This window comes from Marinobacter sp. F3R08, from assembly GCF_018860425.1.
In the GTDB taxonomy this organism is placed as follows: Bacteria; Pseudomonadota; Gammaproteobacteria; order Pseudomonadales; family Oleiphilaceae; genus Marinobacter.
In genome coordinates this window covers 63416-88424 of the sequence record NZ_JAHKPI010000015.1, presented here as the reverse complement: position 1 = coordinate 88424, position 25009 = coordinate 63416, and the positions used below count along the sequence as shown (strand labels likewise).

The window sequence follows — 25009 nt, the reverse complement described above, 5'->3', positions numbered from 1 at the left end:
ATATAGGCACAAATACCATTCAAGATTTTTGATAAAAAACGTTTGACACCGTTTTCCGGAATTATTAAAGTACGCGCCATCGGTTGAGGGGCAACACTTCAACTGCGGCAGAACTGCCAAGTTTTCAATAAACTAAATGCAGAACTGCAAATCACCTGCCGAGGTGGTGAAATTGGTAGACACGCTAGCTTCAGGTGCTAGTGGGGGCAACCCCGTGGAGGTTCAAGTCCTCTCCTCGGCACCATTCTTCTTGAATGGCCCTTTCGAATCAGTAACTTCCCGTTTTTTCAATTGCTTATAGACCCTGACTGGTACACATAGCTGGTACACAGAGGTCTAAAATGTCTCTCCGTATGTGCAGTCCCTATCGCCCCAAACGCAGCGCCAACTACTGGATTCGCAAGCGGGTTCCCAAAGAACTTCAAGCCCTAGCCGGTAAGCTCGAATTCAAGAAATCCCTCAGGACCAAAGACCCCCACGAAGCTAAGCGCCGGGCCCTAACCGTATGCGCTGAGATTGATAGTGAGATAGCCAGGCTCCGCCGTTCGCTCCATATGGGGTCAAGTGACCTTCAGGCAATAACGGGTGAATACTTTAATCAGCGACTAGATGAAACCATACGGAAAGCTCAAAGGGAGCAATGGACCGATTCTGGATTTGAGATACCGCCCGACCTGCTGTTAGAGGACATTGAACCCCCAGTCAAAGAAGGCCTAACTCAAGAGGAATGGAGGGACGAACGGAGGCAGCGGGCGAACGACTGGGGTCTTCAAGCTGTCAAACCACTATTACAAAAACACGGGCTTACACTGACACCTGTTAATAAAAAGCGGCTCGGGCTAGAAATCCTCAAGGCCGAAATTCAAGCCTACAAAGGCGCAGCCGCCGAAGTTTTAGGTTATGACAACTGGACACCACCACGGTACGCCGGCAAGACGTTAGCTCCTAGCCAATCTCTGGTGGAACTATGGGAAGGCTACGAGCGGTCAAGGCGAAACGCCGGGACAGCGCCGAGAACGCTGGATGGCTGGCGGTCGAACATTGAGAAGGCATCCAGGTTTTTCAACCACAGGCCCGCCTCATCAATCAGTAAAAGTGATATCTGGTCTTACGCTGAGGCGCTACGCTCCCATGAGAAAGATACCTCACCGGCTGGAAAAAGGCTCACAGCGAAGACAGTTAACGATAACCACCTGGCGGCACTGTCGGCCCTATACAAGTGGGCAATATCCAAAGAGAAACTAGAAGCCGACCCTACGAAAGGCGTCAGAGTTAAAGCGTCAGCTTCTGACTCTAGTCAAATCATCGGGTACACCCGAGAGCAGGTTGCAACGCTCCTGAAAGCCACAAGGGAACCACGCGGTAAGAGAGTATCCAACACCAACGCCAATATCAGCCGTTGGGTCCCGTGGTTATGTGCCTTTACAGGTGCTCGAATCAGCGAAATCTTATGGCTCAGATGCTCCGATGTCAGAGAAACTGAGGGTATTACCTACATAGATATTCAAATAGACAGGAGCGAAGAAGGTCAGAGAGTCAAAACCTCAGAGTCTATAAGGTCGGTCCCACTTCATCCTGCAATTATTAATGAGGGGTTTCTCGAATACGTCCGAGCACTTTCAAAGGAAGATAAATACCTATTCCCGGGCCAATGGAAAGACCAACATGGAGACCGCACCAAGACACCGGCCAATAAACTCAGAGAATGGATCAAAAAGCAGATTCCGGGAGCTGACTGGGACAGACTCAACCCGAACCACAGCTTTAGACATTGGCTGACCTCAGAGTGTCGCAGGGCTTCTGTCGATGGCGACCACCAGAGAATCATCACAGGCCACAAGGCTTCCGACGTCCATGGTAGGTATGGTCCTGCAGATGTACCGATACTTCTCGAGGAGGTCGTTAAGATACCCTCGCCTCTGAGTGCTGTTGATAGTCAACCTGAGGCGACGATCTAACGAAAAAATAGGGCCAATGACCCAGCGTAAAACGCGGAGACCACCAGCCCTCAGGATAAAGACTAAGGGAGCCATGAGTTCCTTCTCGTGGCTAACCTTGGCTTTTCTTCAAGACCATCAATACAAGTAAGACTATCCAATCAAACAGGATAAGACTGGAGACCTCAGGATAGAGGTTAGACTAAAGCTATATGCATAATGCATCTATCTGAAAACCCCCCCTTCCCCCCCAAGGTTTAACCCTAGGTCTATCTCCAGGTCTGCCCTGTGTTCTTGTTTCCTGTTTGTTGTTAATGATGTCCATGGTCAGTCCCTAGGTTAGCCCTTGGCTTTCTTCAGGTGTCTTGAGGCTTTAACCTTAGGTCACACTGATGACATCGATCCTTGGAGCCTGTGTCCTTCCCCTTAGGTAAGCCACTTACCCAGCCCTCGCCCTTAAGAACTTCAAGCTAAGGGACTCAGGCCGGGTGATTGAAGCGCAGCTAACTGTTGGTTTCTTTTATGTCGCCCTCTGTAATCGCTCTGTTGGCAAGACTGTCCGCCAGGTCATTGCCGGGGTCACCGCTGTGCCCCCTGACCCAGAGCCACTCAATCGAATGTCCGCCTGCCAAAGCGTCTAGCTCCTTCCAGAGGTCAACATTCTTCACCGGCTTCTTACTAGCGGTCTTCCAATTCTTCGCCTTCCAGTTAGGCAGCCACTCAGACATGCCCTTTTGGACATACTGACTATCGGTTAGAAGACGTATGTTGCGGCCCGAGCCTTCGACATGCCTCAGGGCTTCAACGGCAGCCTTCAGCTCCATCCTTTGATTGGTCGTGAGGTTCTCTCTACCACCAATGCAGCGCTGCTTATCGCCAAACTCAAGCACAGCACCCCAGCCACCGGGACCAGGGTTTCCCTTGCAGGCTCCGTCTGTGTGTATGTTGATAGTGTTATGTTGATCCATATCAGGCAGACCTCGCTTCAGACTTGGGGCGAATCGAGTACAACGGACACCCAGTAGCAGAGCAATTCTCGACCTGTTTACGCCATGTTCCTGCCTCCATGGGGTCATACACACACTCGATGCACTTTGCGGCAATCTTGCCTGTTTTTCCGGGCTTCCCGGCGTGTTTATGAATCAGGCGTTGCTTGTGCTTATCGCTCATAGTTTTCCTCCTCTATAACGTCGTTTAGTTTCAGTTCTTCCCTAGGCAAGCCATTTGATTGACCGGAAGAACAAAACGACAGGGAGGGAGGAATGCAGATGGCTAATGACTCAGGCTTGAGGAACGGAGCAGACCCAACATCCAGGTCACACTTCATGTCGTCGACCAAGAGACCGCCCAAAGGAAAGAGAGCATAGAGCAAACAACAAGGTCATCCCTGACCTAGCCCCCAGCAGCAATCAAGAAAAGCCAACACAGTAGCTTTAAGGCAGCCTCAGGATTTCTTACCGGCCTTCTCTTTGACCCGGTAAAGGGTTTGACGTGTAACTCCAAACTCAAGCGCTGTGGCTCTGACTGATTGCCCTGCTTCAAGCTTGGCCAATGCCTGCCGCTGCTCATCCTCTGACATTGAAGGCTTACGTCCAAACCTGACGCCTTTTCTCTTGGCAGCATCTCGACCTTCAGTTGTGCGGGAGACGATCAGGTTTCGCTCAAGCTCGGCAAAAGTCCCAATGAGCGACACCATGGCCTTGCTGAAGGGGGTCTCCTGACTGGTATCGATGGAACCATCCAAGGTTTTGAGCATCGCGCCCTTCTCGTGGATGTCTTCAAGTGTCTGCAAGATCATCTTCAGGGATCGCCCAAGCCTATCTAACTTGGTGACAACGACAACATCACCCTCTCTGACATACTCCACGAGTTCCGCCAGCTTTGCGTCATTCTCCTTTGACGATCCCGACTGCTTACCGTGGATAGCCTTCTGACAACCTGCCTGCTTCAGAGCTTCAAGCTGATTATCAAGGTCTTGCTCCTTGGTCGAGACTCGTGCATACCCAATCCACATGGTCACCTCGCAATGACTGTCCGAAAGTTAAAAGTTACATACACGTGACTGAACCCTATGTCCGAATTATAATTATGTAAATATCGTACACTGTACTAATCACTCTTCAATAATTCGTACAGAAACTACGAACGTGCTCACAGGCGAATAAAAAAATTCTGAGATGAAGCTAGCGGAATACACGATGAGATTGAGGGGGGCACCGGGGGAATTCCGGACAATTCTTCTAATAGTATTAGCTGCTCAAATTTTTAAGAAAAATACGTTTGGGATGTCCGCCAGGAGAACAACCTAAATCTAACACGGTGATGAGAATTGTTTTCCCGATCATTAGGGTGCTAAATTGGCGATAATAAAAAGTTTTAGACTGACTAAAAAGGAGATGACATGTCGGACAGCTACGTCAAATTCAGCCTAAATATAAGCACCGGGGAATTAGAGTTAGAAGGGCCAGAGGAATACGTTACCAAGACAGTTGCTGATATGAAGCCTATGCTGTCGGAACTGATGAACAAAACCAAATCCCAACCTTCTTTTTCTCCTTCCTCTGAATCTAAAAGTGCAGTTAATCGGACCGAGCCTAATCACGAAAATCAACCTCAAGGCACTTCCTCTCCGGAGACTGACAACACACCCGTCCAGAGGGCAGGCGGACAGCCTGACATACAAAACTATCCCCACACTTTCGAGGTGCTAGAAGGTGACCTCCATATCGTTGCGGACATACCCGGCGAGAGTGATCGCGCGAAGATGACCAATGTTGCGTTACTTTATGCTTTTGGCTCACAGATGATAGGCAAAGATACGGTCACTTTCGAAGAGATTCGCCAGAGCTGCAAAAATCATGGTTGTTTGGACGCAGGAAACTTTTCGAAAGCTTTCAAAGACAAGCGGAAATTCATTCTCAACGGAGCCAGAAACAAAACAGTAAAGCTAACCCATGTCGGGCGCAAAGCAGCTCAAGAACTTGCGGAGTCTTTCGAAAGTGACCCAAGTTAAGGATATTCTGTCACACCACTTCCCTGAGGATATTGCCTCCCATTTATCCGAGTCCTATCGGGAAGTTGAACGCCAGTACGCATTGGGCCAATGGAAAACCAGCGAGTTAGATGCGGGACATTTCGTTGAATCTGCCAGAAGGGCTATCGAGTACCAGCTATTCGGTTCCTACAAACCTTTTGAAGAATCACTCGGCAGCTTCAACGGCTCAGTCTTATCAAAGTATGAGCAAGCTGCTGGGCACGAGTCTTACCGCATGATAATGCCTCGTGTCCTTTATAGTGTTTACTGCGTTCGAAACAAAAGGGGAGTTGGGCATGTTGGAGAGGTTTCACCAAACCATATGGATGCATCATTAATCCTGGCATCCGTCAAATGGTGTTTAGCGGAGCTCATTCGATTGAACTCAAACCTGACTTCAAAAGAAGCATCACTCCTTGTTGATCAGATCGTAGAACGCCAAGTAGAGGCAATTTGGGACGACGGCGAGAGCTTTATGGTCCTGAATGATCGCCTGACCGCTGAAGAGAAAGCCCTTATCACTCTCTACAAAAAGGACAACTTAATCGATAGCGAACTCCAAACACTAGTTGAGTACAGCAACTCAAGTCGCTTCAAAGGGATATTAAAAAAAATGAAGTCTAAGAGGCTTATCGATTACCTCCCGGACGGCAGATGCAAGCTTTCTCCAATTGGAGCCCACTATGTCGAAGATAAATTGCTTCAAGTAGCCAATTAAGGCTCTGTGAGGCGAATAGTTCCCTGTGAACCGACTTGCCTTTACGGCATTAAAGCAAAGCCAAAGCAGCCTGGAATAGTCATCCTATAAGACCTTTCATTAGGGTTCTTGCTTTAAGAATCTCAACTTGCCTCTCAACACTGACTAACCCGCCCGTTACCGTTTGCTGATCATTCAACTGATAAGGTGATATAATCGACGTACTGGCACAAAGCTGGTACACAACCTCAGACAGGGAATCGATAAGCAACTGATTTAGAACGACATTAAAAGCTGATGAGAGAGTCCTCTCCTCGGCACCACTTTCTTCCTCAGAAAGTGGCCAGACAGCCAACCGGCAACATCTTTTACCTACTCAATACTTGCTACGCATTCAACACCAGGTGCCGAACTGACTCCTTTTTCTTCAGTCAGCACAGGGCTTTTCTCTGACTAGTCCAGCAAGCCCACAAGATACTCAGACAGTCTTTGATAGCTGTACTCCACCCGTGCATAAGCGGAACTGGGCACACCGTCAAACTCGCGACCACAATCGCCTGCAGGAGCGTAGCTTTTCAGGTAGGCATCACGAATAAGGTTTGGCTGTTCTGCCACAAAATCTTCCACATCTGCCGCGAAATAATTCATCCTCCATTCAAAACTGCCATCACCTGTCACCCTGGCGAGGTTAAGCAAATCCGGATCAAGAAATCCGTAACGCAACAGCCGAAGAGCTGGTTGCTCAGGCCCGGAAAACTGCCTTCGGTCGAATTCCAGTACAGGGTTGGTAAAGCCGGGGGGCTGTGGTTCATAACCTGAGAACTGGTATGCCTGCATACCTGTTACCACCTGGCTCATTGCCGCAGCATCTTCCTGTGGATCACAGAGGGTGATGCCGGCTGCAAAAGTGGCCGCTTCCACCTCGCCACCCTGCTCTGAAATCCGGTACCCCGGGAACACTGCCGACGAATTTGCAGGTTCCGGGACCAGCGTGCGAAGCCTGCCATCGCGATACTCTGCAGATAACGTCAGCAGGTCGCCACCATCAGTTGTCCAGCTGTAAGTGACTTCAGGAACCCCACCGAGCACCGTTGAGCCCGCTGACACCCCCTTGTGCTCATGGCAGGTGGTACCGGTCTCGAAATAGATTCTCTGGTTATCCCAATCAAAAATCAGGCGCTCATCCGTGCCCTCGCCGTCGAAATTCAAACGACTTTGCTCCGAGAGTGCAGCGGACGGCCGCCACTGGGTCTGCAATTCCGCCATATAGCCATTTACGCCGATCAGCCTTGCCAGTTCCGTCATGGAGGGTGCCAGGCAGCCGTTAGCGGACACCGATAGCAGCCGTCCGCTCTCGCTGTAATCGAAGGCCAGCTCGGCAGAGAGCTGAAGGCCAGAACGGTTAGCCGGCAAAGTGTCCTGGCTGGAGGGCTCGGCGTATATTTTCTGGCTGGTCAGCAACACCGGATTGCTCAACGCCACATCGACCTCGGGCAGCGTCACGGCGTCAACATCCACATTAGCGAAATCCCCCTGGGCCGCGGCATCTACCGCCTCGATGACATCGCCGGCATTCTGGACCAGAGACACACCCAGCAGGAAAGCTGCATCCTTACCAAGAAATCGCTCCGTGCCGTCACCCTCTGCAAGCACATCGTTATAGGCGGCTGGCATCTGGCTTGCCATGAACTTCGCCAGGGCACGGGCATAGGCATGAGAGCGTTCATCCCGGGCAAGAATATAATCCCTTACCAGATTCAGGTCGGCCAGGCTGGCCGCATTTACAGAAGACGCTTCGAGGAAAGGACCAAGGCCGACAACTCCGCGATAACGGGCCAGCGTGGTCAGTGGCGTGATATTGCGAACCCCGGGAGGTGCCGACATCAGGTAGGCACTCGCCACCGCGACCTCTCCGTTGCGAGTTTCCTCAAGGGTTTTACCTGGCAGGGCCAGGGCATGCAGCGCATAGTCTCCGGGATCAAGGTCAGGGCCCACTGAAGGATCCAGAACCAACTCTGAAATATCAAGCGTAAAGCGACCGCCGGCACCACTGATGGTGGTAGGCTCGCCTGCAGTGAGAGTGACCTCATTGCCGTTATCCAGCCTAACAACCAGCGGTCCAGGCGTGTACTGACTGTCGCCATCCATATCCAGCCAGACCCGGGCATTCTTGAGGTAACCGTCGATGACCCTGCCCGTATAGGGCGCCGGCTCACTGTACGCGACACCATCGAAATCCCGCCCATCCTCAGGCAGCTCGTCGGACTCCTGGCCACAAGCGGTCAGGACGAGGCAAAAAGCAGTAACAGACAGGCAAATTAAGCGTTTCATCGCGGCAACCGTTTATCCTTGTTAGAGGTTGTGCCGCTACTTTAGGGGATGTGATGGCCGAAGACCTTGATAGGTTTGGCAATTTGTAAAGTTTGGTAACTAGCGTCCCGTCCGGTCAGCGAGTTAACCAGACAGAACACTAGTCACGACGAGCAGCTGTAATGTGAAAAACCACCGAGATCGAATAATTCCAATGGCTTGAGCCGGTAGTAGTGCGACTCGACGGCATTCGACTGCTCGGCGTAAGGTTGCGTCAATACATCCTGCAACTCTCTCAGTGGCTGGTAGTCACCCTCCGCTGCCCGCTGATAGGCAGGCACCACGAACCACTCGCGCATGGTGTATTTCGGATTCACGAGTTTCATGTCTCGGGAGAGCTCCTCGCGGAGCCGGGAACCGTCACCAGACCCATCGATTCCAATCTGAGATTGCCACTTGGCAAGCCATTTGGACCAGCGCTTGAGCAGCCCGTCCGAATCAGCTCTACCGGCTTCATCCAGTGACCTGTAAAAGCTCTGCTTTATTGGTTCAAGATCGCCCGGTACCGAGGACAGCTCACGAAAGAAAATGGTGTAATCCACCGGGGTTCGGCTCATCAGCATCATCAGCTCCCGGAAGAGTTCGACGTCAAAACCTTTGAGCCCCAGTTTCGCTGACCACATCCTTTGCATTTCCGTCTGCATCACCTCCGGAAAACCTCTCTGAATCTCGTCGATCTGAGCCAGTTCGTCTTCATGGCCATTGAGCAGTGGACGGAGGGCCAAGCAGAAACTCTTGAAGTTCTGCTCGGCTGCCGCCGGTTGATTCAGGAAAGCAAAGTGTTGTCCGCCACCGGTCCACGGTTGATAAAACGGCTCAAACACGTCGCAGAAGCCGAAAGGCCCGTAGTCCAGCGTGAAGCCGCCAGCGGCGCAGTTGTCGCTGTTGAAATTGCCCTGGCAATAGCCAACTCGGATCCAGTTTGCCACCAGCGAGGCAAGGCGGCCGCGAAACGCCCGTGCAAGCATGATGACTTTCGTGGGAGTCGCGAGCGTCTGGTCAATGACCCCGCTGTACTCCCGATCAATCAGGTGCAGCACAAGCTGTTCGAGTTCATCGATCGCTCGAGGGTGCTCCTGTTTTCTGGCCCTGCGACCAAAGAGTTCGAGCTGGCCAACCCGGATGACGGAAGGCGCAACGCGGGTGGAAATGGCAACCGGCTCTGAAACAAGCTGGTCGGGATCCCGGGAATGGGAGCCCTCGGAGTACCAGGGACGCCGCACCCTCTCCGTTTTCGAGACGTAAAGACTCAGTGATCGCGAGGTCGGCACACCCAGGGCGTGCATGTGCTCTTGCGCCAGAAATTCACGGACGCTGGAGCGCAGAACGGCACGTCCATCGGCACCGCGACAATACGGCGTCTGCCCGCCACCCTTGAGCTGCATTTCCCAGCGCCGACCGTTGATAACGGCTTCAAGTACCGAAATGGCACGACCGTCGCCGTAGCCGTTGCCGGTCTGAAACGGGCACTGTTGGGTGTATTCGTTGCCGTAGATGGAAAGCGCGTAGCCAGAAGCCCAGCCCACTTTTCGCATCGGCTCTGGTACGAGCGAGAGGTCGCCGGAGAATATCCGGATAAAATCATCGGATTGGGCCAGGCTATCGGCAAAGCCCAGTTCCCGGAACAAACTCTTGCTGTGGGCCACGTATTCAGGTGTCTCGATGGGCGTGGGCCTGACCGGGACATAATGCCCCGAAAAGACCTGCCTTGGCCGATGGTCAACACCATCGGGCGTGGCGTCAGGATCAGGGGTAAGATGATCCATCAGCGAATAATCGGCCATCGGTGCAAGTTCTTCGAGGCTGTTTACCTCGAAACCGGTTTCTCGCGACAACGGCTGTTTCATCTGTACCTCTCCTGATCAAAGGAAACGGGCAGTGCCAGCACTGCCCTCAGTTACCCCTATAACCAGGCCCAGAGGCCGGGATCAGAATGAACGGGCAACGATTTCCTTCATGATTTCATTGGTGCCGGCGTAAATCCGCTGCACTCGTGAGTCTGCCCAGGCCCGCGCGATCGGATACTCCCACATGTAGCCGTAACCGCCGTGCAGCTGCACGCACTCATCCATCACTTTACACTGCAGATCTGTGGTGAGCTGTTTGAGCATCGCGGCGGTGGGAATGTCGAGCTTCTTATCAAGATGCAGCTCCAGACACCGATCGGTGAACACCCGGGCGGCGGTAATTTCCGCCTTCATTTCCGCCATCTTGAAGCGGGTATTCTGGAAGGCAATCACCGGCTTGCCGAAGGCGTTGCGCTCCTTGACGTAATCCAGGGTCCACTGCCAGGCCGCTTCAGCGGCGGCAACAGCTCCCAGAGCCACCTGCAGACGCTCGGCCGCCAGCTCCTGCATCAGCTGGAAAAAACCCTGCCCTTCGCCCGGGCCGATCAGGTTTCCTTCAGGCACTTTCACGTCCTGGAAGAACAGCTCTGAGGTATCCTGAGCCTTCATGCCCACCTTGTTCAGGTTCTGACCTTTCTCGAAACCTTCCCACGCGGTTTCCACCATGAACAGACTGATGCCCTTGGCGCCTTCATTGGGATCGGTCTTGGCAACAACAATAACCACATCGGCAAGCTGGCCATTGGTAATAAACGTTTTTGAACCATTCAGAACGTAATGGTCACCATTCTTGACCGCCGTGGTTTTCACCCCCTGCAGATCCGAACCAGCGCCTGGCTCGGTCATCGCAATAGCGCCGATCATCTCACCGCGGGCCAGCTTCGGTAAATAGTGGTTTTTGAGCTCGTCGGAGCCGTAGTTGAGGACGTAGGGCGCAACTATGTCAGAGTGCAAGCCCCAGCCGATCCCGGTCAAGCCGGCCCTGGCCACCTCTTCAATCAACACCGCGCTGTACCGGAAATCCGCGCCAACACCGCCAAACTCTTCCGGCAGGCATGGGCAAAGGAAACCCAACTCACCGGCTTTCTGCCAGAGTTCGCGGCTGACCTGCCCGTCCTTCTCCCACTGATCATGATGAGGCGCCGCTTCCTGCTCCAGGAACTTACGGACAGAATCCCGGAAGCCTTCAAGGTCGGCGTCGAAAAGTGTTCGTGGAATCATGATAAACCTCGGTGAATAACCTGTGTTGTAATTGTCATTCACCAAGTCTCTGCCCGAAGCCCGGTTTGCTCAATGATGAAAAGCATCAATCAGGCTGGCCAAAAACAACGCCCCTGGCAGCGTCAACCGTTACGCTTTTGTTCCGTGCGGGCTTCGCCCCATCGGGGCATCAGGTTCTGGGGCAGATTCAGGTGGTCGAGGATGCGGGCGACGATAAAGTCCACCAGATCCTCAACCGATTGCGGTTTGTGATAGAACCCCGGACTGGCCGGCATGATTATGGCGCCCATACGGGTCAGCTTCAGCATGTTCTCCAGATGCACCTCCGAGAATGGCGCTTCCCGGGGTACAAGAATAAGAGGACGCCGCTCTTTCAGCGCAACATCACCAGCCCGTTCGATCAGATTATTGCTGGCACCGGTCGCCAGGGCCGATAGGGTTCCGGTGCTGCAGGGGCACACCACCAGCGGTGCTTTTTCCCCGGAACCTGAAGCCGGCGGGGCAAACCAGTCTTCCCGACCGAACACCAGAACCTGGCCAGGCTCGGCGCCAGCGTACGCAGCCAGCGTCTCCTGCATGGCAGGAGGTGTGCCTGGGAGTTTCAGGTCCGTTTCCGTGGCAATGACCACCTGCGCTGCCCGGCTTATCATGACGTTTACCCGGCAGCCTGCCGACACCAGGCATTGCAGCAGCCGCAAGCCGTAGTGGGCGCCAGACGCACCGGTAAAGGCCAGATTAACGGTTGATACCCGGTTCAGATCGTTGCTCATGGATTCCGCCCGTTGTCTGTAAGATGAAGGACCGGCCATGCCGGATCAGCCACGAATACGCTCGAGCTCGGCAACAAGTTTACTGTGAATACCACCAAAACCGCCGTTACTCATGATCACAATGTGACAGGGGCTGGGCAGATCTACCAATACCCGGGACAGCAGACCCTCCACCGTAGTCTCCACCTGGTGCCTGTCGGAGCCGGCATTGAGGTCCTGCCAGCCGGCAATCAGTTCCGGCAGCCAGTCCATATCATTCAGATTGGCCCAGAGAACACGGTCCGCCGCGTCAGCACTAGGTAGCAATGTCTGCTGATGGACACCCTGCTTCATGGTGTTGGAGCGCGGTTCAATCAGAGCCAGTATCGGCTCCTCACCCACCTGGTTTCGCAAGCCCTCGAGGGTGGTCGCAATCGCCGTCGGGTGGTGGGCGAAATCGTCGTACACGCGCACGCCACCGATATCTGCCAGCAATTCCATCCGTCGTTTGACACCGGAGAACCGGCACAAGGCCGCCACCGCGTGATCCGGAGTAACACCGACATGACGCGCTGCGGCAATGGCAGACAGGGCGTTGCGAACATTATGAAAACCAGTCTGATCCCATTTCAGGGTCGCCACCGGTTGCTCGTGATGGATCACCAGAAACCGGCTGCCGTCCTCAGAGAGCAGTTCAGCCCGCCAATCCGATACACGCGGCGTCTCACTGCCGATGGCGGTATCCTGCACCGGGCTCCAACAGCCCATGGCCAGAGCGTTATCCAGATGACCATCCACCGCAGGCCGGACAATCAGCCCCTGGGAAGGTACCGTCCGGACCAGATGATGGAACTGTCGCTCGATGGCTTCAACATTTTCAAAGATGTCGGCATGATCAAATTCAAGGTTGTTCAGGATCAGGGTATGAGGCCGGTAATGGATAAACTTGGAGCGCTTGTCGAAGAACGCGCTGTCATACTCGTCCGCCTCAATGACAAAAAAATCGCTGTTACCCAGACGCGCCGACACGGGGAAATCCAGAGGGACGCCGCCAACAAGGTAACCCGGCTCAAACCCGGCCTGATCCAGTATCCAGAGCAACATGGAGGTTGTTGTGGTCTTGCCGTGGGTACCGGCTACCGCCATCACCCAACGATGCCTGAGGACTTCACGGCTCAGCCACTCGGGCCCCGACATGTAATCGATATTCCGGTTGAGCACCGCTTCGACTTCAGAATTACCGCGGGACATGGCATTGCCGATCAGCACAAGGTCCGGCTTCGGCTCCAGATGATCCGGACTGTACCCTTCCATCAGGCTAATACCCTGCGCTTCCAGCTGGGTACTCATGGGCGGGTACACGCCCTGGTCGGACCCTGTCACGGTGTGGCCGAGCTCCCGGGCCAGAACGGCCAGGCTACCCATAAAGGTGCCACAGATTCCGAGGATGTGAATGTGCATTCGGCAACTGCCCTCTGTGTTGAAACCCGACAAGCCTCCCGTATCCGCCCCACCCCGTCAAGAGCCACGCCATCCGCAATCCTGCTCATGAAAATTGCCAGCGTTTGGCGTATCATCTGCGCCATTATCGAACCAGCAGGAGGCTCCAGCCCGAGATGGCCATCAAGAACGCATTCTACGCTCAGTCAGGCGGTGTTACCGCCGTCATCAATGCCAGTGCCTGTGGCGTCATTCAGACCGCCCGCAAGCATCCGGACAAAATTGGCAAGGTGTTCGCCGGACGCAACGGCATTATCGGAGCGCTGAGGGAAGAGCTGATTGATACCAGCCTCGAGAGCGACGACGCCATTCAGGCGCTGATTCATACCCCGGGGGGCGCCTTCGGCTCCTGTCGCCACAAACTCAAAAACATCTCCGAGAACCGCCGCGAATACGAACGGCTGATCGAAGTTTTCCGGGCCCATGACATCGGTTACTTCTTCTACAACGGCGGAGGGGACTCACAGGATACCGCCTACAAGGTCTCCCAGATCGCCGACAAGATGGGCTACCCCATTACCTGTATCGGTGTCCCCAAGACCGTGGATAACGATCTGCCGTTTACCGACTGCTGTCCGGGCTTTGGTTCCGTTGCCAAATACATCGCCACCTCGACGCTGGAAGCCAGCCTGGACATCAAGTCCATGTGTGAAACGTCCACCAAAGTATTCATTCTTGAGGTTATGGGGCGCCACGCGGGCTGGATCGCAGCATCCGGCGGTCTGGCCGGCCAGACCGAAGGTGAGCCACCGCACATTATTCTGTTCCCGGAAATTCCGTTCGATCGCGACACCTTCCTTGCCCGCGTAGAACATTGCGTAAAAGAATACGGCTATTGCGTTGTTGTGGCGTCTGAGGGTGCCCAGTACGAAGACGGGCGCTTCCTGGCCGACGCCGGAGCCAAGGACGCTTTCGGGCACACCCAACTCGGCGGTGTGGCACCGGCCCTGGCGAACATGGTCAAGCAGGCGCTGGGTCACAAGTACCACTGGGCCGTTGCGGATTACCTGCAGCGCAGCGCTCGCCATATTTCTTCCGCTACCGATGTAGAGCAAGCCTATGCCGTTGGCAAGGCGGCGGTGGAAATGGCCCTGGAAGGCAAACAGGCACTGATGCCCACCATTGTGCGCGAACAGGCAAAACCCTACCGCTGGAAGATCGGCGAAGCACCGTTGAGTGAGGTGGCGAATCAGGAAAAGAAGATGCCGATCCATTACATTACGGACGACGGCTTTGGCATTACCCAGGACTGCCGGGATTACCTGGAGCCCCTGATCGCCGGGGAGAGTTTCCCACCGTTCGACAATGGGCTGCCTCGGGTCGCCAGGTTGCAGAATATTCTGACCGAGAAGAAGCTGAAAACCGAATTCCAGCTCTAGGTCGCACGCCAGAGTGCATCAGGAAGTACCAAAAAGGCCTGACAGAGAATCTCTGGCAGGCCTTTTTCATTCTGATGACCAACAACGATCAGTCATCCCGTCGTTTCCGCCTCATGATCGCGCAGGTAGGCATAAAACTGGTCAAAGCCACCTACGTACTGGCTCCCCACCAGGATCTGAGGCACGGTGAACACCGGTCGGCCAATCTGGTCGGCAATGTCTTGCTTACTCATACCCTTCTCGATCATATCAACCCAGACATAGGGGATACCCCGGGTTTCACACAGATGCTTTGCCTGCACGCAGAATCCACAGCTTGACCGGCCATATATCGTGACCTGCTCCATAACGTTCTCCCGAACCTGATTGAAAGTAACTACATAGATGAAAATCCTATAGCCCAAGCATGACACGGCCCAAGAAAATTGAAAATTGATGCTTTGAATCGTCGCTATAGTAGCCAACCATGTGCGCGTGAGTCGCCGGCACGCTTGCAATACACCATGGGCCCTGTCAGTTTCGGTCATCGATCTCTGTCTGAAGCCGTAATTCAAGGAGGGCTCATTGGCCTACCTGACGCTATTTCTGACCGCGTTCGCTGCCGCCACACTGCTGCCTGCCTACTCGGAGATTCTGCTCGGCACCCTGTTTACCCAGGGTTACTCCTGGTGCTGGCTCTGGTTCTGGGCAACCCTAGGCAACACCCTTGGCTCGGTCGTCAACGGCATCATCGGGCGACAGGTGGATCGCCTCAAGCACAAGCGCTGGTTTCCAATCAGCGAAACGCAACTGCATAAAGCACGGAATCGTTTCAATCGCTACGGACAGTGGTCTTTGCTGATGGGCTGGCTGCCCCTGGGCGGTGATGCGCTGACTCTGGTAGGCGGAATCATGCGCGTGCCCTGGCTGAACTTTGTTATACTCGTGGGTATTGGCAAGGGCGCGCGCTATGCGTTCGTGCTCTGGCTGGTAGCGGAAGCGTCCGGTGCATCATCACCATCGCCGTAAAGGTATTTACGAAGCAACGGCTCACCGTTGAATTCGGAATTCAATACCGCCACAAATGTGTACACACCGATCAGCTTGCGGTTGAGGAAAACAAATTCCTTGGGAGGTACCCGGAAGTAACGGCTGATGGCAGACCGGGCCGCCTGACGGGCAACCCGGGACGGCAATTCACTCTGCTTCCAGCGATACTGTCCATGGCTGTTCACGGCATAGTCCGGCCAGGCATCCTTGTTGCTCGCAAGAGGCTCCAGTACCGACATACACACCTGACCAAACTTCTCCAGCACATCGCCGGGCCACTCCGTACTCATGAACCGAAGTTTCACACCTCCGTCAATCACCTCCTCGAGATTGTTCTCATAGGAAGCTCTGATCATCTGGATGACCGGATTCAGAAACTCATCGGAATAGGCCTGCACAGCGCCGAAATCAAGCAGGACAATGCGGTCGTACCCGGGGTCATCGCCCTCTTCGCCAGCGATCCGGATGCGATAGTTGCCAAAATTGGGATCGGTCTGAATTTCGCCCCAGACGAACAGCTCCCGGAAAAACAGCTCCAATGCAGCCTTGCCCAGAGCGCTACGGCGCTCCAGTGGAAGATCCCTGACCGCCCGGGAACTGACCGAATGGCCGTGTTCGTAAGTAGAGGCTATAACGTGCGCCGTTGAAAACTCCGGCAGGACTCTGGGCACAATAAAGCGCGGATCCGACGCCAGCATGTTGCGAAACTTTTCGGTGGTTTCCGCCTCCAGGCGATAGTCCACTTCCCGGTGCATCATGTGCCGCACTTCTTCGAGCCAGTCATTGAACTCAGGGCCGAAATTGACCAACCTTGCCACGCGCAGCAGTTGGGCGACGGCATTAAGGTCACTGTCGACAGCATCTGCAACGCCCGGATACTGGACTTTAAGAACCAACTCCAGGCCATCACTTCGGCGCCAGGCACGGTGGACCTGCCCCAGAGAAGCCGCCCCGATGGGCTCAGGCTCAACGTCCAGCTGGGCCATCCGATCCGCGCCCAACTCAGCAACCAGAACGCGCTCAATAGCTGGCCATTCCAGCGAGGTCGTCTGATCTTCCAGGGTATGCAGTGCTTCGGTGACTTCCTCGGGCAGAAAGTGCTCACCATACAGGGCCATGACCTGGCCGATTTTTACCACGCTGCCCTTGAGCTTACCCAGTTCATCGACCAGGAACCGGGCCTGACTTGAAAGCATGGCGCTGTGCCGCTTTTCCCGGTTTTCCCGGCTACTGAACCAGTTGGTTGCCATATGGGAAGCCATACGCGTACCGGCAAACAGCCCGGCACGGGTGAGACTCAACCTGCGTTCGAAGCTGCCGGTCTTGATGCGGGAAACGGAATTTCCTGAACGTCTGGAAGACATAGTGACCTGTTCGGATCAGAGAATTTCATCACGCCTGGTACTTATCCCCATTATACGGATAGTCCTTGGGACTGGCTTAACCAAGCCGACCGGCTGTCAGCGACCAGAACTACCAACCATTCCGGAATTCAACATCGCTGTGGGCCAGGCCTTTGACCAACTGCTCGGATAATCGTTGCTGAACGTCGGGCAGGGTTACTCCGGGAACGAAGTCCCGCACCTGGCTCATGGCCATACCGGCATAGCCACAGGGATTGATGCGCCGGAAGGGCTCCATATCCATGTCCACGTTCAATGCCAGCCCGTGAAATGAACAGCCCCGACGCACCCTGAGACCAAGAGAAGCAATCTTGGATGCTCCCACGTATACGCCAGGCGCATCCGGCCTGGGCGCGGCCTCAACGCCCAAGCCTGCCAGGGTCCGCACAATGGCCTGCTCAATTTCGTCGACCAGAGAGCGCACGCCCAGTTTCTTGCGGGTCAGATTGATCATCAGGTAAACCACTAACTGGCCCGGGCCGTGATAAGTCACCTGACCACCCCGATCCACCTGAATTACCGGAATATCACCGGGTGCAAGAATGTGTTCTGCCTTGCCCGCCTGCCCCTGGGTATAAACTCGTGGATGCTCAAGGCACCAGAGCTCATCAGCCCAGCTGTCATCCCGATCGGCGGTGAATGACTTCATTGCCTCCCAGGTTTCCAGATAGGGCTGTTTTCCCAGCGCGCGAACAATCAGGTCAGCCATGGCAATCAGAGCACCATGTGTACGCGGCCGCTGGCCTTGAGGTCTTCAAACAGAGCTTTCAGCTGCTCTTCCCCGGTAGCGACAATTTTGAGCTGCACCGACGAGAACCGGCCTTTGCTGCTGTCGTTAACCGTAATATCCGTTTCACAGATTCCGGGCGCGTGCTGCTCAACAACCTCTACGACAAACTCGGTGAAATCCGGCGCGGCGTTGCCGATCACCTTGATCACATAGTCACATGGAAACTCAATTTTTGGTGCTTTCGGCTCACTCATGCCGCTTTACTCCCCGGGGACCCGCGTCACCCTACTGAAATAACTGAACGAAAAAGAGCTTGATGGCATCCCAGATGCGTTTGAAAAACCCGCCTTCAGGAACCTCAGTGAGGGCCAGTACCGGCTGGTCAACCAGAACTTCTCCGTTATAGGACACCTTGACGCGACCCAGCTCATCCCCGATCTTTATGGGTGCTTTGATGACAGAATCCAAGTCCACCGTAGACTCGAGGTCGTTGCGGGACCCCCGGGGTATAGTGACGTAAACATCTTCAGCCATACCGACAGAAAGCTGATCAATCTGACCGCCCCAGACCGGAGCTTCTATCAACTCCTGACCCGACCGAAACAGGCGTTCACTCTCAAAGTAACGGAAACCATAGTTAAGCATTTTCTGGATTTCCTGCGCCCGCGCGTCCGAACTGCTGGTACCCATAACCACGGCAATAAAGCGGGTATCATTACGCTTTGCAGATGCAACCAGACAGTAGCCTGCCTCCTCGGTGTGACCGGTCTTCAGTCCATCAACGCTTTCATCACGCCACAGCAGGCTGTTCCGGTTCGGCTGCCGGATATTGTTGTAAGTAAAATGTTTTTCGGCGTACAACGGATAATTATCCGGGTAATCATTGATGATCGCGCGGGCCAGCATAGCCAGGTCATAGGCGGTTGAAAAATGATCCGGAGAGGGCAGGCCAGTCGCATTCAGAAAGTTGGTGTCTTTCATGCCCAACAACTGGGCCTGCTGGTTCATGATATCAACGAACGCATCTTCACTGCCGGCAATGAATTCCGCCAGGGCCACGGAGGCATCGTTGCCCGACTGAATGATCACGCCCCTGAGCAGGTTCTCCACCGACACCTGTGTGCCTTCCCGGACAAAGGTTCGCGAACCTTCAGTCTTCCAGGCATGAACACTGATCGGAACCATGTCAGACATCGAAATACGCCCCTCATCAAGCTCCCGCTCGACAATGTAGGCCGTCATCATTTTGGTCAAACTGGCCGGAGGCAGACGCTCGTGGCTATTCTCCTCCATTATGATTCGTCCGCTTTTGGGATCCATCAGAACATAGGAGCTGCCTGCAATCTGCGGCGGCGACGGAATCAGTACCGACTGGGACATTGCCTTACCCGTCAGGGCAAGCATCAGCACAAAGACTACGGATAGAGTTCGGAAAACAGAGTTCAAGGCCATGGATCCATTCATTCGTCGTTAAGTGTGTTTTTTATGTGGGTATTTTGTTCGGTGTGCTCAGTGGGAGTCAGTCAACAGAATAGACTGATCAAAACCACGGGCTTCCAGTAAGCTCTGGGTCCGCCTGGCACTGTCTTCATCGCTGAACGGGCCCACCTGAACCCGATGAAAGCGTCCTGAAGACGTATCAACAGCTCGTACCCGTATCGGGCTCTCCAGCACTGCACTCACCTGGCTAAGCAATTTTTCGGCAGGATCCCGGCTACTGAAGGACCCCAACTGCACAAACAATGACCGGTTCGTCATGGCCATGTCACCGCTCGCCTTTACCCGGCTTTCAGCCGATGCGACCGACTCTCCCGGGGTGAAGGGCTCCCCTGCGATGGCCATGCTGCCGTCCGGCTTGACTGAAATAGCGGCAACTTCCACCCGCGCCGTGCCCCGAGTCTGATAGCCCAGTTTCTTGGCAGCCGCATAGGACAGATCGATGATCCGGTCACTGTGGAAGGGCCCCCGGTCGTTGACCCTGACGATCACTGAACGACCATTATCCAGATTCGTCACCCGGGCATAACCGGGAATCCGCAAAGATTTGTGCGCCGCGGACATGGCATACATGTTAAAGGTCTCACCGTTGGAGGTCTTATGGCCGTGGAATTTCTCGCCGTACCAGCTCGCTGTACCCCGTGAAACGTAACCATCATTGCTCTCAAGCACAAAGTACTGCTTGCCCCAGACTTCATACGGAGACTTGTTGCCCGCACTACGTGGAGCCTCATAAACCGGTACCGCGTCGTCAAGCCCCGAGACGTCGAAACTGCCCGACGGCGCCCTATCGGTGGCCAACGTATAGCGGGACGAAGAGTCTGTATCCGGGGCTGAAGCACAGCCTCCCAGTACCAGCGACGCCACAACTGTCAGCAATAGAGATAATGAAGGCTTGAAATTCACTGTCCGGGGTTCCTCTTGACTACAATGGCCACCGCCATCAGATTTTCGGCGGCCTCCCTACCATTGTAACGGGTTCTCCGTCGGAATCACCATTACCCGCACGCCATGGTTGGATGGAAACGGTCAGGCACCAATCATTCGTCGATGAGTGTGAATCGACATTAAAACGCCAAATGCCGCCATCAGAGTTACCCCTGAGGTTCCACCATAGCTAATCAGCGGCAACGGCACACCGACAACGGGCAAGAGCCCGCTTACCATCCCGATATTCACGAAGATGTAGATAAAGAACGTCATGGTGAGCGCGCCGGCCAGAAGACGGCCAAACGAATCCTGGGCGGTTGCCGCAATATACAAACATCGTAGAATAATCAGGAAATACACCGTCATAAGGGTAAGCATGCCCACGAACCCGAATTCCTCCGCCAACACCGCCACAATGAAGTCAGTATGACTCTCGGGCAGAAATTCAAGATGTGACTGGGTTCCCTGGAGCCACCCTTTTCCATCCAATCCGCCCGAGCCAATGGCCGTCTTGGACTGAATGATGTTCCAGCCAGCGCCCAGAGGGTCACTTTGGGGATCGAGCATGGTCAGCACGCGCTGTTTCTGGTACTCCCTCATTACAAAGAACCACATCAGCGGAGCCGATACCGACACCATGGCCACGCACGCCATTATCAGTTTCCAGCTGATTCCGGCGAAAAAAATCACGAAGATGCCCGCCATGCCGACCAGCAGGGAAGTTCCAAGATCCGGCTGCTGCATGATCATGACCATGGGCACAAGGACAATGGCCAACCCGACTGCAATCTGCCGGAACCTCGGCGGTAGAAAATGCTGTGACAGGTACCAGGCGGCCATCATCGGCACCACCAGCTTCATCAACTCCGAAGGCTGAAAACGAGGCAGGCCCGGTATTGCCAGCCAACGCTGAGCCCCCTTGGCACCAACACCTACCAGAATGACCGCACCCAACGCGATAATTCCGGCTCCGTATAACCAGGGCGCCCATCGACGGAACACCGACGGATCCAGCTGGGCAAAGATCAGCATCACCCCAAATGCCACACCCAGACGTAAGCCCTGGGCCTTGACCACTTCGAGGTTCCGGTCAGCGCCGCTGTAAAGTACGAACAAGCCGCCAGAAACCAATATCAGCAGAAGAAATAAAAGTATCGGGTCCAGGTGCAGGGCGGCCCAGATACTGCGATGCCGGCCAAGCGGGTTGCTCGCCGTTGAATCGAGTAACGCCTTGAATGCCATCAGTTGGCCACCTCATCAACGCCACTGATCAGCGCACCATCTGTTTGCCCGTATTCGAGCAACCAGGAGTCAAACAGGGCCCTTGCAACCGGAGCCGCGGTGCCACTGCCGCTGCCGCCGTTTTCGACAATCACAGCGACGGCAATCTGTGGGTTGTCGACCGGTGCGAAGCCAACAAAAAGCGCATGATCCCTGAGCCGCTCACGAACCTCTTCTTTGTCGTATTCCTCATCTTCCGCCAAACTGAACACCTGAGCAGTGCCTGTCTTACCTGCCATTCGGTAAGGCGCTCCCCGACCGGCCCCGCGGGCAGTGCCTTTCGGGCCGTGCATGACTTCAACCATGGTCTCCACCACAAACTCCCAGTCATCCGGGTTCTTCAACGCTAGCGGCTCATGGGTCTCGGCGGGCAGAAATTCCTCGACTGGGCGATCCCCTTTTATGTCTTTCAATAATCTTGGCTCGACCCATCTGCCTCGATTGGCAATAAGGGCCGTCGCCGTTGCCAACTGCAGCGGCGTGGCCAGCATAAAGCCCTGACCAATTCCCAGATTCACAGAGTCTCCGGGATACCAGGGCTCGTCCCGGACCGCACGTTTCCAGTCCTTGGAAGGTAGCAGGCCACTCAGTGCGCCCGAGACATCAAGGGTTGCGTCCTCTCCAAATCCGAAATGAGAAAGATAGCTGTACATGGTGTCTACACCCATCTTGACCGCGACATCATAGAAATAGACATCACAGGATTCCGCCACAGCATCTTTCAGATCGACCCAGCCATGTCCTGATCGTTTCCAGTCACGCCAGAGCCGTCCGCCCGGATTGAGCCGAAAGTGGCCCGGATCCCAGATCGTGTAATCCCGGGTCGTTGCGCCACTGTCCAGGGCCGCAACCGCAAGCATCGGTTTGAGTGTGGATCCGGGCGGATACTGCCCCCTCAAGGCCCGGTTGAACAGCGGTTTATCTCTGCTCTCACTCAACTCCCGGTAGTCATTGACGCTGATACCTGTCACAAACTTGTTGGCGTCGAAGCCCGGCACGCTGGCCAGCGCAAGAATGCCACCAGTATCAGGCTCAATCGCGATAATGGCGCCTCTGCGACCATCCAGGAGTTCATGGGCACGCTGCTGCAATCTCAGGTCCAGATGGAGCTGTAAATCCTCGCCTGGCACCGGATTTTCGCGCTCCAAGACCCGAAGGGTCCGGCCACGGGCGTTGGTTTCGACATGCTGATAGCCGACTTCACCGTGGAGTATTTCTTCATAGAATCGTTCGATGCCGGATTTGCCAATGTAGTTGGTGCCCGCGTAATTAACCGGGTCGATCCGCTGCAACTCGTCCCGGTTTATACGACCGACAAAACCCAGAGCGTGGGCCGTCAGTTCGCTGTGCGGATAGAAACGAACCAGTTCGGCCTCGACCTCCACCCCCGGAAGTTCATGGCGATGCACTGCCAGGCGGGCCATTTCTTCCTCGTTCAGATCATAGCGCAGGGGGATTTCCTGGAAAGGACGGCGAGGCTCCTGAAGCCGGCGCTGAAAGCGCTCACGATCTTCTTCGGAAATATCGAGGATAGTGTCAAGCTGAGCCAGCGTGTCGTCCATGCCCTGCACCCTTTCGGGTACGAGCGTCACACTGAAAACAGGGCGATTCTCCGCCAGCAGAGAGCCATTTCGATCATAAACCAACCCCCGAGGAGGCGGTACGGACTGGACCTGAACCCGGTTCTTGTCCGAGAGAGTGGTGTAGATATCGTGCTCCACCACCTGGAGTTGATACATTCGCGCAACCAGGCCGCCAATAGCCAGCATGACAACGATCAGCATCACCAGGGTCCGGCGCTGAAAAAGACGACGCTCTGCCGCCGTGTCCTTGAACTCACCCCATGGCATAACTGTCCCCTAGCCTCGGTGGTACGGGTGATTGCGGGTGATCGACCAGGCCCGGTACAGTTGTTCTGCCAGAACAATACGCACTAAGGGATGAGGCAAGGTGAGCGGCGACAACGACCATTGTTGGTCTGCCCGCTTGCGGCAGGCATCGGCCAACCCGTCCGGGCCTCCCACCAGAAAACTGACGTCTCGGCCATCCTGCTGCCAGAGTTCCAATTGCGCTGCGAGTTTTTCGGTCGACCAGGGTCGACCTCCAACTTCCAGCGCAATCACACGATCCTTCTGGCCGGTGGCCGCCAGGATAGCGTCGCTCTCTCGCTGCATAAGTCTGGGGATATCGGGATTCTTGCCCCGATGGGCGACGGGAATCTCTACCAGATCTACGGGTAGCTCCGGCGGCATGCGGCGGGCATAATCTCCGAATCCGGTACTGACCCAGTCGGGCATTTTCTGCCCCACACAGATCAGGCGTAACCGCATAACTATTCGCTGCCCGCAACACCAAGATCCGGAGCATCGCGCCAGAAGCGCTCCAGATCGTAAAATTCCCTCGTGGCAGGCATCATCACGTGAACTACCACATCGCCCAGATCCACAAGAATCCAATCGCTGACGCCTGCGCCCTCAACATTGCTCGCGCGCACGCCCTGCTCTTTGGCTTCGACAACGACGGAGTCGGCGAGAGATTTCACATGGCGGTTGGATGTAGCGGATGCCAGAATCATGAAGTCGGTGACACTGGTGCGGTCACGAACATCAATCACGCTGATGTCCTGTGCTTTCACGTCTTCAAGCGCATTAACTACCAGATCTTTCAGTTGCTCTGCCTGCATAATCACCCTGTTGGACGGGCGTTTGCCGGTATGGCCGCCCGAAATGTCATATTCAGACGCGATTGTAGCACTAAAAGTTCCCGTCGGGGCATGCACCGTACAGTCCCTGATGGCGAATTTCTGTCCAGACCGGATCGGGCATCAGGTAACGGGGTGAACGACCGCTCGCAATTCGCTCACGTATTCCTGTGGCAGAAATATCCAGAAGCGGGGGATCCAGCGATAAAACACAGCCGCAAGGGCGATCGTGCAGGCTCTGAGGGCCAGCCACGCCACGCTCAGCCAGCAATCGAGCGGGCTCTCCGGATGGGTCCAGTGCCGGGCCCGGCCGGCGAACGACAACCACATGAGCCAGCTCCGGTATTTGCTGCCACTCCCGCCAGCGATCAAAGCCCGCGAATGCATCGGTCCCGACCACCATCACCAGAGGTTCGTCTGGCCCAAGCTCTGCACGAAGCTGGCGCAAGGTATCGGCTGTATAGGAAGCCCCCTCTCGCGCCAACTCCCGATCATCGATATGCAGACGAGGCTCTCCGGCAACCGCCAACCTGAGCATTTTCAACCGCTGCCCCGGGGACGCACCTGTCTTCCCCCGATGGGGAGGAATATGACAGGGCACCAGACTGATTCGCTCAACCCCCAGACGGTCAGTCATTTCCAGCGCCAGCCTGAGATGACCATGATGTACCGGATCAAACGTCCCGCCATAAATTACATGCATG

Annotated in this window: 24 protein-coding genes and 1 tRNA gene; 6 read left to right on the top strand and 19 right to left on the bottom strand. The window is 55.0% G+C overall.

Annotation, left to right across the window (positions count from 1 at the left end):
- Positions 1-157: 157 nt before the first annotated feature.
- A tRNA-Leu gene (locus KO499_RS09475) sits at positions 158-244 on the top strand.
- Positions 245-341: 97 nt separating this feature from the next.
- Positions 342-1958: a site-specific integrase gene (locus KO499_RS09470; RefSeq protein ID WP_215983503.1), complete on the top strand. Its 1617-nt coding sequence runs from the start codon at positions 342-344 to the stop codon at positions 1956-1958.
- A 482-nt stretch (positions 1959-2440) separates the two neighbouring features.
- On the opposite strand, the gene rnhA is transcribed toward KO499_RS09470, so the two are convergent.
- The 3 genes from rnhA to KO499_RS09455 form a co-directional block, all read right to left on the bottom strand.
- Positions 2441-2905 (bottom strand): ribonuclease HI, encoded by a 465-nt coding sequence (gene rnhA / locus KO499_RS09465; protein ID WP_215983502.1) that lies wholly within the window; start codon positions 2903-2905, stop codon positions 2441-2443.
- Between the two features lies 1 nt (position 2906).
- Complete coding sequence (locus tag KO499_RS09460) at positions 2907-3107, bottom strand: hypothetical protein (RefSeq protein WP_215983501.1); 201 nt, start codon at positions 3105-3107, stop codon at positions 2907-2909.
- A 274-nt stretch (positions 3108-3381) separates the two neighbouring features.
- Entirely contained in the window at positions 3382-3951 is a 570-nt protein-coding gene (locus KO499_RS09455) for a recombinase family protein (protein ID WP_215983887.1), read from the bottom strand.
- Positions 3952-4338: 387 nt separating this feature from the next.
- Here KO499_RS09455 and KO499_RS09450 point away from each other — a divergent pair, with 387 nt between their 5' ends.
- Both KO499_RS09450 and KO499_RS09445 read left to right on the top strand, forming a co-directional pair.
- Entirely contained in the window at positions 4339-4950 is a 612-nt protein-coding gene (locus KO499_RS09450) for a hypothetical protein (protein WP_215983500.1), read from the top strand.
- Complete coding sequence (locus KO499_RS09445; RefSeq protein ID WP_215983499.1) at positions 4937-5689, top strand: hypothetical protein; 753 nt, start codon at positions 4937-4939, stop codon at positions 5687-5689. The genes KO499_RS09450 and KO499_RS09445 overlap by 14 nt, the downstream gene beginning before the upstream one ends.
- A 432-nt stretch (positions 5690-6121) precedes the next feature.
- On the opposite strand, the gene KO499_RS09440 is transcribed toward KO499_RS09445, so the two are convergent.
- The 5 genes from KO499_RS09440 to mpl all read right to left on the bottom strand — a co-directional run bounded on the left by KO499_RS09440 (position 6122) and on the right by mpl (position 13316).
- A complete protein-coding gene (locus tag KO499_RS09440; protein ID WP_215983498.1) occupies positions 6122-7999 on the bottom strand; it encodes a hypothetical protein in 1878 nt (625 codons plus the stop codon).
- Positions 8000-8142: 143 nt separating this feature from the next.
- On the bottom strand, positions 8143-9885 hold the full coding sequence (locus tag KO499_RS09435; protein ID WP_215983497.1) for a protein adenylyltransferase SelO: 1743 nt from the start codon (positions 9883-9885) through the stop codon (positions 8143-8145).
- Positions 9886-9966: 81 nt separating this feature from the next.
- Complete coding sequence (locus tag KO499_RS09430) at positions 9967-11106, bottom strand: acyl-CoA dehydrogenase family protein (protein WP_215983496.1); 1140 nt, start codon at positions 11104-11106, stop codon at positions 9967-9969.
- Between the two features lie 122 nt (positions 11107-11228).
- Positions 11229-11876 carry a flavin prenyltransferase UbiX gene (locus KO499_RS09425; protein WP_215983495.1) on the bottom strand — a complete coding sequence of 216 codons (648 nt, stop codon included), beginning with the start codon at positions 11874-11876 and terminating at the stop codon, positions 11229-11231.
- A 45-nt stretch (positions 11877-11921) separates the two neighbouring features.
- Complete coding sequence (mpl, locus tag KO499_RS09420) at positions 11922-13316, bottom strand: UDP-N-acetylmuramate:L-alanyl-gamma-D-glutamyl-meso-diaminopimelate ligase (protein WP_215983494.1); 1395 nt, start codon at positions 13314-13316, stop codon at positions 11922-11924.
- Positions 13317-13471: 155 nt separating this feature from the next.
- On the opposite strand from mpl, the gene KO499_RS09415 reads away from it, so the two are divergent.
- Complete coding sequence (locus tag KO499_RS09415) at positions 13472-14734, top strand: 6-phosphofructokinase (protein WP_215983493.1); 1263 nt, start codon at positions 13472-13474, stop codon at positions 14732-14734.
- 92 nt (positions 14735-14826) lie between these two features.
- Here the strand turns inward: KO499_RS09415 and KO499_RS09410 are convergent, their stop codons facing one another.
- Entirely contained in the window at positions 14827-15081 is a 255-nt protein-coding gene (locus KO499_RS09410) for a GrxA family glutaredoxin (RefSeq protein WP_215983492.1), read from the bottom strand.
- 217 nt (positions 15082-15298) lie between these two features.
- On the opposite strand from KO499_RS09410, the gene KO499_RS09405 reads away from it, so the two are divergent.
- Positions 15299-15742 carry a YqaA family protein gene (locus KO499_RS09405; RefSeq protein ID WP_215983491.1) on the top strand — a complete coding sequence of 148 codons (444 nt, stop codon included), beginning with the start codon at positions 15299-15301 and terminating at the stop codon, positions 15740-15742.
- Here the strand turns inward: KO499_RS09405 and KO499_RS09400 are convergent.
- The 10 genes from KO499_RS09400 to nadD all read right to left on the bottom strand — a co-directional run bounded on the left by KO499_RS09400 (position 15682) and on the right by nadD (position 25008).
- Positions 15682-17127, bottom strand: a complete 1446-nt coding sequence (locus KO499_RS09400) for an ABC1 kinase family protein (protein ID WP_215983490.1) — start codon at positions 17125-17127, stop codon at positions 15682-15684. The two genes, KO499_RS09405 and KO499_RS09400, sit on opposite strands and share 61 nt — an antisense overlap.
- Positions 17128-17236: 109 nt before the next feature.
- Positions 17237-17875 (bottom strand): lipoyl(octanoyl) transferase LipB, encoded by a 639-nt coding sequence (gene lipB / locus KO499_RS09395; RefSeq protein WP_215983489.1) that lies wholly within the window; start codon positions 17873-17875, stop codon positions 17237-17239.
- A gap of 5 nt (positions 17876-17880) precedes the next feature.
- Entirely contained in the window at positions 17881-18150 is a 270-nt protein-coding gene (locus KO499_RS09390) for a YbeD family protein (protein ID WP_215983488.1), read from the bottom strand.
- A gap of 31 nt (positions 18151-18181) precedes the next feature.
- On the bottom strand, positions 18182-19348 hold the full coding sequence (locus tag KO499_RS09385) for a D-alanyl-D-alanine carboxypeptidase family protein (RefSeq protein WP_215983487.1): 1167 nt from the start codon (positions 19346-19348) through the stop codon (positions 18182-18184).
- A 57-nt stretch (positions 19349-19405) separates the two neighbouring features.
- On the bottom strand, positions 19406-20299 hold the full coding sequence (locus KO499_RS09380) for a septal ring lytic transglycosylase RlpA family protein (protein WP_215983486.1): 894 nt from the start codon (positions 20297-20299) through the stop codon (positions 19406-19408).
- Between the two features lie 123 nt (positions 20300-20422).
- Positions 20423-21565, bottom strand: coding sequence for a rod shape-determining protein RodA (rodA, locus tag KO499_RS09375; RefSeq protein WP_215983485.1), 1143 nt, complete (start codon positions 21563-21565; stop codon positions 20423-20425).
- Entirely contained in the window at positions 21565-23454 is a 1890-nt protein-coding gene (mrdA, locus tag KO499_RS09370) for a penicillin-binding protein 2 (RefSeq protein WP_215983484.1), read from the bottom strand. Before mrdA ends, rodA begins: the two co-directional genes overlap by 1 nt.
- 9 nt (positions 23455-23463) lie before the next feature.
- Positions 23464-23934, bottom strand: a complete 471-nt coding sequence (gene rlmH / locus KO499_RS09365) for a 23S rRNA (pseudouridine(1915)-N(3))-methyltransferase RlmH (RefSeq protein WP_215983483.1) — start codon at positions 23932-23934, stop codon at positions 23464-23466.
- A 2-nt stretch (positions 23935-23936) separates the two neighbouring features.
- Entirely contained in the window at positions 23937-24287 is a 351-nt protein-coding gene (gene rsfS, locus KO499_RS09360) for a ribosome silencing factor (RefSeq protein WP_215983482.1), read from the bottom strand.
- Positions 24288-24357: 70 nt separating this feature from the next.
- Positions 24358-25008, bottom strand: coding sequence for a nicotinate-nucleotide adenylyltransferase (nadD, locus tag KO499_RS09355; protein WP_215983481.1), 651 nt, complete (start codon positions 25006-25008; stop codon positions 24358-24360).
- Between the last annotated feature and the right edge of the window lies 1 nt (position 25009).